The sequence below is a fragment of the Pedobacter suwonensis genome (assembly GCF_900111825.1).
GTDB lineage: Bacteria > Bacteroidota > Bacteroidia > Sphingobacteriales > Sphingobacteriaceae > Pedobacter > Pedobacter suwonensis.
The window spans coordinates 105,532-119,747 of record NZ_FOJM01000019.1; the positions used below are offsets into that span (position 1 = coordinate 105,532).

Genomic DNA, 14,216 nt, shown 5'->3' on the forward strand with positions numbered 1-14,216 from the left:
TCAAAGAAAAAGGGTTGCTCTTTAATGAACAACCCTTTCAAAAATCAGACATAAATCCGATTAGTACCCCGGAAGGGATTCGAACCCCTGACCCACGGTTTAGAAAACCGTTGCTCTATCCAACTGAGCTACCGAGGCCCATTTTTTTAATGAGCTGCAAATATAGAAGTTCTGTTTAATATGTAAAAATATATTTTAAACTATTTAGGCTGCACTTTTGCTATTTTAAATAAGTGTTTAAAAAAGAAGCAATTAAAATTAAAGCTTCAGATTATCAAATCCGTTTTAAATAGCAAAAAGGGCCAATTATCTGGCCATATTCATCAATAATAGCAGGTAGGGGATACTTTCCTCATCTAAACTATCGGCATTTGACGAACCATTGATCCTGATATCAATTCAAAAGGAGATTTAACAGTCGCCTAAGCAAAACCACTTTTTATTATCTTTGTACTCATAAATAACGACAGAAAATGAAAACAGCAGATATAAATATCAACTTGATAGACAGTTACTTTACCTTGCTGAAAAGTTTAAGTACCGATAATAAACTGGAATTGATCGCCCGACTGTCTGAATCAATGAAAACGACTGAAAGGAAAGAAAAAGAAATCTCTTTGGATGCGTTATATGGCTCCTGGGATTCTGACCAAACCGCCGACGAACTGGTTGCAGAACTTAAAGCAGCAAGAAACTTTACCAGAAAAAGAGTCGCGTTGTGAAAAAATACTTGCTCCACACCCATATATTGAATTTCCTTTATCAAACAAAAGTTTGACCCGCCAAAAATATGATCTTACTGATCCGGTCGTTGCAAATCCTTTAATGTGGCCGGAAGAAACTGATCTTCCCGGCCACATCAGATGCCGTTTAAAACTTATGGGGCCAATAAGTCAATCTTCTACCTGGCTTTGTAAATAAACCAGTAAAGAGGATAGCACCATCTCTTCCACTCTTAAATTTTAATACGCACCGTTTAGGATTTCTAAAGCCGTGTACGATTTGATGCGCTGCATTACTGACCACATCGATTCACCACCTAACTTTCTACGGTCTATAACGTTTCCGCCCCTGTCATTGGTCCATCTCATACCACCCTTGATACTATTCATTTCTTCCTTGGAAAGAACAGTTAGTTTTTTTGCTAAGTTTTTCATAGTTAAGTTTTTTTATTTAACAGATATGAATATAACACAGATAAAAACTAATGAGCCAGGTTGATTTACATTCGTACAGTATTATTTTATATTCGTTAGTAAATTTGGAATATTTGCATCATATCAGCGGCGGGCTAGGCTGCACACATATTCAGTACAATGGAATGAGATGGTAGAGCCAAAGCCTTCTTTAGAAATCGGTAAAGCCGTTTGGCCATCACCTGCCCGGAGAGGCAAATTGACGAAATCAGTTTAGTAGTAAGGGTATGTTTTTACCTCAAGACATTTACATCAATTATCTTTGATTTGAGGCAGGGTATCGATCTTCATCATTCCTTTGCGGTATACTTTCACTATCATCATTTTCTGCTGTTCCAATACTTTCTTACCATTTCGATCCTCGTCTACCTTATAATTATATAATGCCGGAATTTGCCCGGATGCTGACATGATAGTAAAATGCTTTCTAACCGGATCGTAAATAAAAACACTGTCGGGTAAGTTTTGGTCTTTAGCGGAGAAAAATCTGTACCAATATCGTTTGTGCATATATCCTTCAAGAAAAACACGATCCGACCCTTCAGCCGATGAGCGAAACAGCCTACTTCTTGGTGGGCTCGGAACAATACACCCACTAAGCAAGGGCGCGCATATTGCTGCAAGTATAAGTGGATATAAGATTTTTACAGATAGGCGCTTCAATCTTAATATGTAGGTTGAAGAGAATGGTCTCATAAGAGATTAATAGTTTTACGCTTACAAGATAAAAAAGTGGCAGCATTTTATCAAGGTGCAAAAAGAATAACTGATCACCTTGGTATACTGCTAAACCGGAGAGAAAATTATTAGCGTATTACTGCAATATTTAGTTTTCTTATCCAAACAGAAAACTAGAAGTTTATAAAAGCCTGATTTTAAGGTATAGTATGGTATAAATATCCACTGACCCATTATTGCTCCGGTTGAATGTTATGTATCTATGTTACTACACATCATCAGTATTCAGCGGTAACAGCAAGTCCGAATCATTATTGGGCTTCTTAAGTGTCGATACCGTATTAACGCGTTTGCCAACCTTAACACGTATCATCAGTTCCTGAGAAAAGGTATCTAAAACCGTCATTTTAGATTCAATTGGTATCGTTTTACTCAGCCATATCTCTTCTTCGGGTTTTGTAAGTATAACGGGCATACGTTTCTTCGAGTGGATTTCTGCAACTAAGGGGTTGGCCTCGGTTGTAAGGATACCATAAGTACGGAACTTTTCTTTCGTTTCAGGATCAACCCATTGCGACCATAAACCGGCAAAGCAAAACAGCTTTCTGTCTTTAACCGTAAAGCGGTAAGGTTGCTGTTCTCCCTTTGTATCTTTTTTCCATTCATAAAAACCGTCAGCCATTACCAAGCAGGTTTTATGGTTTACAAGTAATGGTCTCCACAGTTTGCTCTCCATTGCGGTTTCGCTTTTAATGTTCCAGGTATCACGGGTAAGTTTTAAGCTGTCGGCAAAATAAGGTACAATACCAAACGCCATCTGCTGAATAATGTCTGGTTCGTCAGCAGTAATCACTAATCCTTTCTGTGTAATGGCAAGGTTATAGTTAGGTGTCCACTCACCCTGTATCTGGTGCGGATGGGTTTTAAGAATTTCTTTTTCTTCCGCTGTTAACGTATATCTGGCACACATGTTTACCTTTTATCCCCTACAACAGTTAACCGGGGCAGTTAGTTTTTCTTCTTTGCCTGCTTAGGCTTTTGTGTATCATTTATCTGGTTAAGGGTTGCAGCCTCTTTAAGGAGGTATCGCTTTATCAGGTCTAACAGTTCTTTCATCTTATTTCACTTTTATAATATCATTCCAGTTCGTGGTATAATGTGGCCGCAGGAACTCGCGTTTCATTGTCCACTTTTGGTCCTTGCCTTCGCCGGCCATTCGCAATGTTCCTGAGCCATACTGCAAATTCAGCCTGTCCAGTACTTTTGATATCTTATCATATTTAATGCCTTTAAAATCATTGAAAATGTTAAGCTGCACTTCCGATTCGGGTATCAAACCTGTAGCATTTACCTCAACCTTTTGGTACAGGTATCCACGCAGGTATATTTTCTTCAATCCCCAAAGTGCTGTTTTTATAAGGTCGATGGTATTATTAACCGGGTGGTCAAGCGGTATCGTTATTGCCGGGTAGGCTTGTAGTTCATCAGCAACAAACTTATTGGTAAGTAATCTGACCGATAAGACGGTGGTACACAATTTCTCTCTGCGGAGTTTGCCGGCAAGCCTGGCCGCATAGCTTGATGTGGCTTCCATGAGCTCACTATAATCGCCGGTAAGCTTTCCAAATGCCCTGCTGGTACACATCCCTTTTTTGGGGTCAAGTACGGTTTTCAAAGGTATGCAACTCTCTCCCCAAAGCTCGCGCCACATCCTAACGCCAACAATCGTCATATTGGTTTGTACCCAATCAATTGGTAATGCCCTAAACTGCGCAGCTGTTTCAATACCTCCTTTTATAAGCTTGTGCGCAAACTGCCTGCCAATACCCCAAAGGTCTTCAACCGGGTAATCGGCCAGGGCATCATTAATTTCCTGCCCGGTTGCAAGTACCATCACACCGTTATGCTTTTTTGAGGTCTTGTTAGCAACCTTCGCCAATACCTTGGTTGGCGCAATGCCTATGCTTATGGGTATGCCGGTATTATAAATCACGGTTTCCCTGATCTGCCTGCCATATTCTTCCAGGTTATCAAAGCCGCTTAGGCCTAAAAAACATTCGTCAATGCTATAAACTTCAACCTCAGGCGTAAACCTGGCGAGGTTGGTCATCACCCTTGCACTAATGTCGCCATACAAAGTATAATGGCTGCTAAATACGGCAATGTTGTACTTTTTAATTTCCGCTCTGATTTTAAAAAAGGGCGCACCCATAGCAATGCCACAGGCTTTCGCCTCATTGCTGCGGGCAATTACACAGCCATCATTATTGCTCAGTACAATAACCGGAACACCATTGTATTCAGGTTCAAATAAGCGGTGGCAGCTTGCGTAGAAGTTATTACAATCTGCCAGTGCGAACATGGTTTTGCTTTGAATGTGGCAGGCAAGTCCAGGTAACGGCGCCAAATACCGTAACATTTCTCCCGGTTATGTTTAAACAGGCATCCATCGTATCGTTAAGGCATAGGTAAGTATTATCTCCTTTAATACATAACTTTCTGGTTAGCCATTCACCCTCCACAGCACAAACAATTAACATTCCGGATGTAACCTGAACAGATTTATCCACTACTATGATACTACCTTTCATAATGCCAAAATACCGCATGTGGTCGTCGTCACACTCGAAGTAAAATGTATTGGTCGGATCGTTAACTATCCTCTGGGCAATATGTAACCTCCGTTGCTTGTAATCCTCAGCAGGGGATATAAAGCCCGAAACGCGTCCGGGATTGTCCAATGTATCCAATGTATTGTTTTGGGGTAAATCTAGTTCTCTAATCATAACAATTTCCTTTACCGGTCAAAATTACTAAAAATATTAGCAAAGTCAAGTGCTGTTGACAGATACCTTACAACCATTGTTAATTGATTGATTAGCATAGCTTTTAACTTGTATACAAATTGTTTATAACATCACCTTGCATATCGTTAAATATGAGATCAGTTTTGCGTGTATAAATAAGAGTTAAATGGAGGTTTATGTGTTAATAGATATTTGCCCAAGGTTTTATAACAAAATGAATCCAACAATGATATTTATTTGCCAGGCCGGCAGAAATATAACGCGATTTTAGACCAAAGCGAAATCAGTAAACATTTTATCTTGTTTTACGTTATAGTGTAAAAGTAATCATACGGATTTTGGTGTGTTTATGTTGTTAACATGGTAGGCTAAGCTGCACCAGCCGGTTTGTAGGTATAGAAAATAAAAATTAGCGCTTATGGAAAATGTACTGGTTTTTAAAACAAGAGAGGTTGTCGGTAATATCAGAAAAATTAGAGAGTACAGATATTACACCCAGGAATATCTGGCTGCAAAACTAAAAATATCGCAAAATGCTTACAGCAAAATCGAACTTGGTTATAGTAAATTAACGATTGACCGTCTGTTTCATATCGCCATGATTTTGAAAGTGGAGGCAGCAAATTTGTTGACTCTAAATCAACATGATTTGATCAAAATTATTGCTGATGACGATGAGAAAACCTAAGATGACATTTGGTATTCCCGGGCAACTTACTTTACCTGTGTCGGGGCAATCTGCCTTTTGCTTGATATGCCTGTGCTGGTAAATTTGTTTTATAAGCTGAATATTTTCAGGATATAGTCTGCCAAAAAAAGAGGTAGATCAAATCCATGATCAACCCCTTTCTAAATTAACGCTCTCAGGCTTTCGACTGATGTAGGTCTCTCACCTCCTACACCGCAATTATACGGAAAATATCCCTTACAATCTTCATCCTGGTTTTCCGTTGTGGCTCTAAAATCCGGCAAATGCCTCATCCATAAGCATCATTCTATCATAATTTTTCACTTACCGGGCTAGGTTTTTTCAATAAAGTAATGCAGTTTTATAGGCCCACTGCCCGGCTGATGCGGGAAATTTCAGGTATTTATTTGCGGCATTTTTTATACCCTCATCATGGCCTGTTGTAGCTATATTCGTGTCGTTTGATCCAGTTTTTTTCACCGGCATACCTTACGTCCTTCCGTTTGGAAAAATGATATTTACCTAATATATACGTTTGCCTGATGGTCGCTTTCTTTCCGTCATTGCCATCCGTACCGATCTTTTCCGTAATAATCTGAACATCATCTTTTAATAATACTTTCCGGGAGATCACCGGCGCATCATCAAAGTATCTGCCATCGTTCGAGATGGTCAACGTATCTGTTGAGTTTGCACTTTGTTCATTCGGATAAGCATGAATGAAAAGAAAACGGTTCGTGTTGGCAATCCGCTTAATTTCAATATCGGCAGGCATCGTATACGGTTTGCCGGAACGGTAATCCAGATAGGTTAACGATCCTTTCCAAAGGCCTTCCATTTTTGCAACATCGTTCACAAGGCGGTTCGATGTCGCCTGTGCATACATCAGGAAAGGCATCACCATACCAATAAGTATTACATATGCTGTTTGTTTCATGTCAGTTTTAAGGTTGTATAAAGGTTTCAAATAAATACCGTTTGCAGTATAAGACGTATATCGGGTGGAATAGTGACAGTTAAGTAAAAATATTTATCAATAACTATTTCTTAACCGGTGCAAAAGTGCTTCGGTGTACTCATTAGGCACCAGTGGTGCGGCGCTTTCCGTTGGAGATTTGCGCTTAGATACGTTTGCAAAATTTTTTAACCGTTTTTTGCCCAAACCATGATCTTGCCGTATAAAGTAAGGCAAGCTCTATGAAATGATAAACAAACAGTATTTCTTAACTACAAATCATAAAATCTGAGGATGTGGCCAAAATGGCTACCTTCTTCTACGTTGATGCTGCCTCTTATATTACCGGTGCGGAAATCTTAATGGACAGAGGTATGAGCCTGAAAGCCTAAAGTTGATGAATACTTCTACCTTTACGCGTGCAGTGGCTGTGCAACTATCAGTCAACCTGGAGGGTTGACCTGTTTAAATCATTCCCTGGTGATGAGTTTTTGCATTTTCACCAAGGATGATCCAATGTACAATGTTTTAGCGCTAAGGGATAGGAATTCCATTTTCCCTGCTCACCAGGCAGTTCGTGGTTCATGCTCAAACCGGTTTGATTGATCTTAACTGGTTAAATTGGCGGGGCAAGATCCTTAACAGGTTTGTACTCATGTATTTTCTCGTATAATCTGTTGTTTTTATACAGGAGTATACCCTTGCAGCGATTTTCAATCGGATTGCATTGAGTACTGACATCTTATGTTTTCCCTCTATATCCGTTTTACGGTGATAGTATGCCTTAATATCCGGGATAAACTTTTTGGCCAGAACGGCAGAATTATGCAGCAGGGCTTTCATTTTTTTATTGGCAATCTTTGATACCCGGGTTTTCTTACGGATGGTGGTTCCTGATTTATATTGGAAGGGCGCTACTCCTGCGTAGGATGCGAACTGTCTGATGGTTCTTATGTTTTTGAATTCGTTGGTGCAGATGAGGATTTCCAATGCAACAACGGGCCCCACACAGGGCACCGACTGCATCAGGGTCATCAGGCGGTTTGTTTCTTCATCCGCTTTCCATGTCGCCTCGATTGAATCTTCAACATCCTTTATATCCAGTCTAAGCGCATCGAAACTCCTGGAGCAAAGTCTGTTGTTCTGTTCAATCAGGCCTTTCTTTACAAAACCTGTGTGCTCTTTTAAGGGCACCCGCATAGCGATATGAAGGGATTGTAAGCGCTTTCTCAAACTGGATAGACCGGCCAGCTGTTCAATGATTGGCCGCCTTGGTATTCTTAATCTTAATATATCCCTCGATTTGTAGAGGTAGAGGGCGATTCTTTCAGCATCTTTTTTATCGGTTTTGGCCCTGATTAAACCCGAAGAATTTTTAATGCGAAGAGGCGGGTCAACGACAGTATCGATTTTAAGCGTCTTCAGTTTGTTGATCACGTGGTTGCCATAAATTCCTGTGTTTTCCATTCCGACAACGGTATTTCTGGTGGTAAACTCCAAAGAAGCTTTCAGGCGTAGCATATGGTCCCTGATCGATTTTGGTTCATTGGGGATGGTATTGTGCACCAAAACAGATCCCTGAACCATGACGGCGATATCCAGGGTTTCTTTTGATATGTCGATCCCGATGAAATAGACATACCTTTTTGTCTTATTTAATGCATCCATAGGTGAGGGTTTTATTTCCCATCCTGTACGGTCAGGCGTTTTTCTACAAAATAGGTCCTACCTTAGCAATAGCTCTGACTCACCTGACCGTTCTTTTAATTGGTGCTGACCATTAACTTACCGGGCCTTTTGCTCACGCTTTGGTCTTTCCTTGGTTAACATTTAAGTCTTCTCCCGATAATCATGATCATTCAATTAAATTTTGATGGGACATTATCTTAAATCCGGTTTATTCGTATAGGAAGTTTCCCCGTAGGTTTTAAACAAATTTAGTCATCAAAGGTGATTTAATCAATTTAGTTTTTTAAATATCACCGGTTCAGGCGTGGGGCGCTAGGGGAGCCGCCGAAGATCTGGAATTGGATTGGGTGTTGAAGGATAGGGAGAAAAATATCAGTAGGCGATAGATTGAAACGTGATCCACTTTGGGAAACTGGAGCGGTATATGCTGATCTAGATGTGATATTGGGTGGCGGTTCGTGTCGGATCAGGTTAACGCCTGTATTGGAAGAAATAATGTTATATTTTGCCAGCCTACGGCTACAAAAACTCGCGAATATATTCGTTGCTATTAACTTATTTCTCTTTTTAATTGGTTTCTTGTAACATAATTTTTAGCTTTACAACAAACGCTCCCATGAACCAACATCTTAATATTTTTCGTTATTACAACGAAAGTAATTCTTCGGAATTCATCGAAAATAATTTAAGCAGAGCCTTTGCCATCTGTTTGGAAAATGATCCTCTATTTTTTAGTAAATACATCCAGTCCATTGTCGATAAAGACGATTATGATTATCTTTTCAATCATTATGAAGATAGTTCTGCCTATTATATAGACCTTCAGGTAAACACTAATTCATTGGAATCATCTGGTTTAAAGAAGGTATACGCTGTTGCGATGACGGCTGATAGAGATCTTAATATGAGTGATTTTCTCTCACTTAAACCTTCAGCTTCTAAAGATATCAATCTAACGGATGTGATCATTACAATCAAAGACATTGCTATCGTGATTGAAGTGAAGCGCAATAAATTTGATTGTAAACAGCAGCTGTTTGACCAAATTGCCCCACTTATTGGTTCCGGGCAGCAGCTTAGTGTCGTGCCAGTAAATTTCTCCTGGAAGCACACGATGGTACTCATGGAGCAGGTATCCAATCTGATGCATTTAAGAGGAGGGAAATCATCGATGCTGAACGACTTTATTGCATTAGCCGAAATCAGATATCCATATTGGTTCTCAAGTCGTCCGTTTAATCAATTACCGCCTTTATCTTATAGTTCGCAAAAATCTGTACATGCGAGAAATTTACGTTTAAAGCAGATCATTAATCATTCAACTCAAAAGATATTAGATTATTCTGACCGAATGGCTATAGGAATTAATTTTGGCTGGGCGAGCGAGATTATTCCTTTTTTTCAGCAGCACCTGGAGGAGGACTATATTGTTTTTACCATTTGGCCGGGTAATACCAAGGATCAGGGCTACCGTATCTACGATAAACCGCTAAACTGGGCAGAGAAGAAATCGTTAATGGTAGGGGATAAGGTTTTTGAACTTGATTTAGAATATCATATTAAGTTTTGCCATTTTAACAAATTTGTAACATCACTTGATTTTGGCGATGAACAGCTTTTGAAGCCATTGAACACAGCTTATAATTTCTATAACAAGTCTGGTAAGTGGCATAGAAAGGATTGGCATGAATTTGAATTACTGCTAGATGAACACCTCAAACCTGAATTTAATTGGCGCGAGAAATGTGGTTTTGATAAACATTTTATCAATACCGATAGAAATTATTTCACGGTTTCACTTGGATTTATGGTTGATTTATATGTTCCTTATAAAGTTTTTCAAGACTTGGATACCGACCTGGACAATTATTTATTGCCTTCTGGTTTTATTGATCAATTAGTAGATGCTTACTCTAATTTATTAGATTGATCTTAGGTAAGTTGTTCTATTTACCGAAGGACCTAAAGGTGAATTTGTTGAACAAAGCGAGCTTGAGAATTTTACAATTCACATGCCCAGCGCGAACTAGAAGCGAATCATGTTTTAAGCAGGTATTGTCGCTTGTGAAATTGTTTGCTTTAACCTGTATTAAAGTTTCTTCATTAATGGCTCAATAAATTTTATAATTCACCATTGTGTAAATTTAACAAGATAAATGTCGCGCAAAGCACTAATAGTTAATTAAATAGCTTTAATAAGTGTCTGCGTGTTGATAAATACAAATTGATCCTAATTTTTAAAGTAATATATTTACGTATCCTTTAAAATTACAAGTAAGTAATAAGTCAAATTGAAAGGCTTTAAGATTTTAGTTTACCTAAATCTTGAAGCTTTTGTAGTTTCTAAATAATATGGCATTAGACTTAAAATTTATTCAAGAAGAAATCATCGATCAATATTTGAACGATGAAAATCCACGTCCTTGGATTTTAGGTTTTTCAGGAGGTAAAGACTCTACTATGCTGCTACAAGTTGTATGGTTGGCATTACGTAAGATTGATCCTATTTTACGTAATAGACATGTTTATGTAGTTTGTAATGATACCTTGGTGGAAAATCCACGTATTGCCAAGTTTATACATATTACCTTAGATCACATTCAAAAGGCAGCAGCCGAAGAGGGGATGCCGATTACAGTACAGCAAACCAGCCCGCGTTTAGAAGATACCTTTTGGGTAAACTTATTAGGTAAAGGATATCCAGCACCAAATAATTCATTCCGATGGTGTACAGATCGATTAAAAATCGATCCAACTACGCAATTTATAAAAAGCAAAATTTCAGAAATAGGAGAGGCTATCATATTGCTAGGTACCAGAAGCGATGAAAGTACTACTCGCGCTAGAAGTATAGCCAATCACGAAAGTTATATAAAAAGCGAACGCTTAAGAAAACATGTTTTACCAAATGCCTTTGTATTTGCACCTATCAAAGATGTAGAGACCGAAGAACTTTGGACGTATCTATTACAGGTGAACCCGCCATGGGGAGGTACACACCGTGATCTTGTAACTTTGTACAGAAATGCTTCTGGTGGCGATTGCCCATTGGTGATCGATACCACCACACCAAGTTGTGGGCAAAGTCGTTTTGGCTGTTGGGTTTGTTCCGTAGTAAAAAGAGACAAATCTATGGAGGCGTTGGTCGATAATGGTGAGGAATGGATGGAACCTTTAATAGAGTTTCGGGATATGTTGGTTGATTATCGTAATGATCGTTCATGGCGGCAAACTTGGCGCCGGAATCAAGATGAAGATGATGCACATGAAGAAAACTGGGGGCCATATACAACTGAAAAAAGAGCTTTTATGTTGCAGAAGCTACTAGAAGTACAAAAAGAGGTACAGCAAGAAGATCCAAATCTAATCTTGATCAACTACCAAGAATTAGTTGCTATCCAGGTTACCTGGCATCGCGATTCTATCTTCGATTACAATGTGGCCGATATCTATAATGCGGTTTATCAAACATCAATGACAAAGGAAGAGTTTTCTGATGATCAAGTATTTGAAAAAGACTTATTAAAACAGGTTTGTAATAGCGAAGACGACTTTAAGGCGATCAACGAAATGTTGGAGCTACAAAAATCAAAAATCATTTTGGTTAATAAATATGGCATTCAAAGCGATCTGGATAATTACCTTACTAATTTAGCTAATAAACGCTTGGCATGTTAATAGATAATATTACACTAAAAAATTTTAGGGCTTATCAAGGCAAGCAACCAATTACCTTATCCACCAATCCTGAGAAACATGTAACCATTATTTCTGGTCAAAATGGCTTTGGTAAAACATCATTACTAACATCTCTGGTTTGGATTTTATATGGCAAACTTATGGTTGATGTAGATGAGCGCTATCGTAAAGAAGTTTACGAAAGTGGTGGTTATCATCGCTATGCTTTTAAATTAATGAACCGTAATGCCTTGCAAGAGGCGGTTGAGCAAGAAAACGTATTAAAAGCAGAAAGAGCATCCACTCAAAACAGATTAGAACTTGCCAGAATTGATGCGGAAATAGACGCGTTGTATAGTTTTAGTGGCAAGCTGGTTTTAACCAATATCTTTATTCCTCATCTATCATGTAATGAGGTAAGCATTGCCAGAACTTACAATACACGCAAAGAAAGAGAAGAATTAGAAATTCTAATAGATGGTAGAGCGAACGAGCTCACCAAAACTATTGGGCAAGATATTTTCATCAATGACTTTATTTTACCTAAAGAGATTGCCAAATTCTTTTTCTTCGATGCCGAGAAAATCACAGCGCTGGCTGAAGTAAAAAATATAGATGAAAAGTTATATTTCAGTAAAGCCTATAATGAGGTTTTAGGTATAAAAAAATATACCGATCTCAAACAAAATTTGGAAAACCTTCAGCTAAGAATTAGTAAAAAATCAGCATCGAAAGGTGATCTTAAAAAAATCGACGAGTTACAGACCAGGCTTCATCAGCTACAAGAACTTTCTGTATTACATAAAGAAGAATTAGAGAAGAAAGAGCAAGAGCAACTGATCAAAGCAGCTGAATTGTCTAAGGCGCAAGAAGAATTGGTGAGAAAGGGCAGTGCAATGTCAGATCAGGAACTGAACGATTACCGTAAAATGCGTACCAACTTGCGTGAAGCAATGGCTAAGAATAAATCGGATTTTAACGAATTGTTGGAATTGGCTCCTTTTGCTATGTTGATGGGTAAAATGCAGCAGGTGAAAGATCAGATTGCGGTAGAAGAGCGGCAACAGCATACACATTTATTAAATAGCTTGCTGAAAGAAAAATATAGTGAACTTAAATCTGCTTTTGCTTTACTTAAAGAAGTAAATCAGAAAGAAATAGAGCAAATCTTACAGACACATTTACAAGCAGAAACTAATAAGGAAACAAACATTTTATTAGCCTTTACACCTGATCAAACCAGCCTTTTTAATAATATTTATGCAAATCTACAAAACGCCTACGCAAAGCAGTTTAAAGCTTTAGTGGCCGAAGGTAAGCGTTTGCAAAGCAGTTTTAACATTACAGATAAAAAACTCAGAGATGCAGATATTAAAGCAATAGACCCTGTAATTAAAGTAATTAAGAGTAATTACAATGAACTAAATACAGCCTTAGCCAAGCTTAACGAAAAAATAGGCTATTTAAAAGCAGAGCTAAGTACTTCCGAAAAAGAAGTAGCCAGTATTCAGCGTCAATTGTCTGAACAAACTAAGCATATCAAGGTAGAACGTCAAGATCAGGAAAAGTCTGCTACCACTCAACGTTTAATTCAACAGCTTGAAACATTTCTTCTTCAATTGAAATTGAAGAAGAAAGCTTCTTTAGAGAAAAACATCAAAAAAGAATTGAACAGCTTAATGCACAAACAGGCTTTTGTAGAGCACGTAGAAGTGAAGATAGAAGGCGATTTAATCGATATTGATCTTTTCGATATCAATGGTAACATCATCAATAAAGAAGGTTTATCTAAAGGCGAGCAACAATTATATGCTACCGCTTTATTAAAGGCTTTAGTTACGGAGTCTAACATCCAGTTCCCTGTCTTTATTGATAGTCCATTGCAGAAGCTCGATAAAAAACATGCAGCTAACATCATTAAAGAGTTTTATCCTTCGGTATCAACCCAGGTGGTACTATTTCCTTTACTGGAGAAAGAACTTTCCGAAGAAGAATATGAGTTATTATTACCTAAGATTGGAAAAGCTTATCTGATTAGGCAAGAAGCTAATTATGCTTCTACTTTTGCTGATCTATATCCTAAAGATTTATTTAGTCAATTTAACCAAAGTTTAAAGGCTTATGTTTAGTAATATCAAAACATCTAAAGCCAATAAAGAATTGGTTACACAATTAACAAATAGACTAAACCTTGGCCCTGAAAATGTCATAGCTCGTTTAGCTTTTAGTTATTCTATCGCTCAAGAAAGAAAGCTAGACTTGAAGCAAATGTCCGACTCACAAGGAAAAGAATATAATGTAAAGGTACTTTTTGGAAATTACCCAGATGTTTATTTGTCTATGCTAGCTTTACACTATCAAATCAACATTCATCATGTAGACTTAGCAAAATATACAAAGATGCATATCGATGATGGTCTGGAATTAATAGATAAAGCACTAAAAAGCAGAACAAATGTAACGGGCAATGATTTTTTAATCAATGAGATAGAAAAGGGCTTACAATTATTGTAAGTCCTTTTCTA

The 14,216-nt window shown here is 38.1% G+C and carries 14 protein-coding genes and 1 tRNA gene; 7 read left to right on the forward strand and 8 right to left on the reverse strand.

Annotated elements, in window-relative coordinates:
- Positions 1-64: 64 nt before the first annotated feature.
- A tRNA-Arg gene (locus tag BM107_RS21515) sits at positions 65-138 on the reverse strand.
- Between the two features lie 335 nt (positions 139-473).
- On the opposite strand from BM107_RS21515, the gene BM107_RS21520 reads away from it, so the two are divergent.
- On the forward strand, positions 474-722 hold the full coding sequence (locus BM107_RS21520; RefSeq protein ID WP_090987166.1) for a hypothetical protein: 249 nt from the start codon (positions 474-476) through the stop codon (positions 720-722).
- Positions 723-962: 240 nt separating this feature from the next.
- Here the strand turns inward: BM107_RS21520 and BM107_RS21525 are convergent, their stop codons facing one another.
- From BM107_RS21525 to BM107_RS24555, 5 genes are all read right to left on the reverse strand, one after another.
- The gene (locus BM107_RS21525; RefSeq protein WP_090987167.1) at positions 963-1,157 is read right to left on the reverse strand and encodes a hypothetical protein; all 195 of its coding nucleotides are present in this window, start codon (positions 1,155-1,157) and stop codon (positions 963-965) included.
- A gap of 291 nt (positions 1,158-1,448) precedes the next feature.
- Positions 1,449-1,706, reverse strand: a complete 258-nt coding sequence (locus tag BM107_RS21530) for a hypothetical protein (protein ID WP_090987169.1) — start codon at positions 1,704-1,706, stop codon at positions 1,449-1,451.
- A 436-nt stretch (positions 1,707-2,142) separates the two neighbouring features.
- Entirely contained in the window at positions 2,143-2,844 is a 702-nt protein-coding gene (locus tag BM107_RS21535; protein WP_090987172.1) for an SOS response-associated peptidase, read from the reverse strand.
- A 147-nt stretch (positions 2,845-2,991) separates the two neighbouring features.
- On the reverse strand, positions 2,992-4,236 hold the full coding sequence (locus BM107_RS21540; RefSeq protein ID WP_159435295.1) for a Y-family DNA polymerase: 1,245 nt from the start codon (positions 4,234-4,236) through the stop codon (positions 2,992-2,994).
- Entirely contained in the window at positions 4,214-4,660 is a 447-nt protein-coding gene (locus BM107_RS24555) for a LexA family protein (protein ID WP_139222323.1), read from the reverse strand. Before BM107_RS24555 ends, BM107_RS21540 begins: the two co-directional genes overlap by 23 nt.
- Before the next feature lie 439 nt (positions 4,661-5,099).
- On the opposite strand from BM107_RS24555, the gene BM107_RS21545 reads away from it, so the two are divergent.
- Entirely contained in the window at positions 5,100-5,369 is a 270-nt protein-coding gene (locus BM107_RS21545; protein WP_090987176.1) for a helix-turn-helix domain-containing protein, read from the forward strand.
- Positions 5,370-5,799: 430 nt separating this feature from the next.
- On the opposite strand, the gene BM107_RS21550 is transcribed toward BM107_RS21545, so the two are convergent.
- The gene (locus BM107_RS21550) at positions 5,800-6,306 is read right to left on the reverse strand and encodes a hypothetical protein (RefSeq protein WP_090987178.1); all 507 of its coding nucleotides are present in this window, start codon (positions 6,304-6,306) and stop codon (positions 5,800-5,802) included.
- 299 nt (positions 6,307-6,605) lie between these two features.
- Here BM107_RS21550 and BM107_RS25375 point away from each other — a divergent pair, with 299 nt between their 5' ends.
- Positions 6,606-6,716, forward strand: a complete 111-nt coding sequence (locus BM107_RS25375; RefSeq protein ID WP_397240122.1) for an SDR family oxidoreductase — start codon at positions 6,606-6,608, stop codon at positions 6,714-6,716.
- A gap of 196 nt (positions 6,717-6,912) precedes the next feature.
- Here BM107_RS25375 and BM107_RS21555 read toward each other — a convergent pair whose 3' ends face one another.
- Positions 6,913-7,992, reverse strand: a complete 1,080-nt coding sequence (locus BM107_RS21555) for an IS110 family transposase (RefSeq protein WP_090987180.1) — start codon at positions 7,990-7,992, stop codon at positions 6,913-6,915.
- A 637-nt stretch (positions 7,993-8,629) separates the two neighbouring features.
- On the opposite strand from BM107_RS21555, the gene BM107_RS21560 reads away from it, so the two are divergent.
- The 4 genes from BM107_RS21560 (at position 8,630) to BM107_RS21575 (ending at position 14,205) form a co-directional block, all read left to right on the forward strand.
- Positions 8,630-9,943, forward strand: a complete 1,314-nt coding sequence (locus BM107_RS21560) for a hypothetical protein (protein ID WP_090987182.1) — start codon at positions 8,630-8,632, stop codon at positions 9,941-9,943.
- Between the two features lie 422 nt (positions 9,944-10,365).
- On the forward strand, positions 10,366-11,691 hold the full coding sequence (gene dndC / locus BM107_RS21565) for a DNA phosphorothioation system sulfurtransferase DndC (protein ID WP_090987184.1): 1,326 nt from the start codon (positions 10,366-10,368) through the stop codon (positions 11,689-11,691).
- Positions 11,685-13,820 (forward strand): AAA family ATPase, encoded by a 2,136-nt coding sequence (locus BM107_RS21570; protein ID WP_090987187.1) that lies wholly within the window; start codon positions 11,685-11,687, stop codon positions 13,818-13,820. The genes dndC and BM107_RS21570 overlap by 7 nt, the downstream gene beginning before the upstream one ends.
- Positions 13,813-14,205, forward strand: coding sequence for a DndE family protein (locus BM107_RS21575; RefSeq protein WP_090987189.1), 393 nt, complete (start codon positions 13,813-13,815; stop codon positions 14,203-14,205). Before BM107_RS21570 ends, BM107_RS21575 begins: the two co-directional genes overlap by 8 nt.
- Positions 14,206-14,216: the final 11 nt, after the last annotated feature.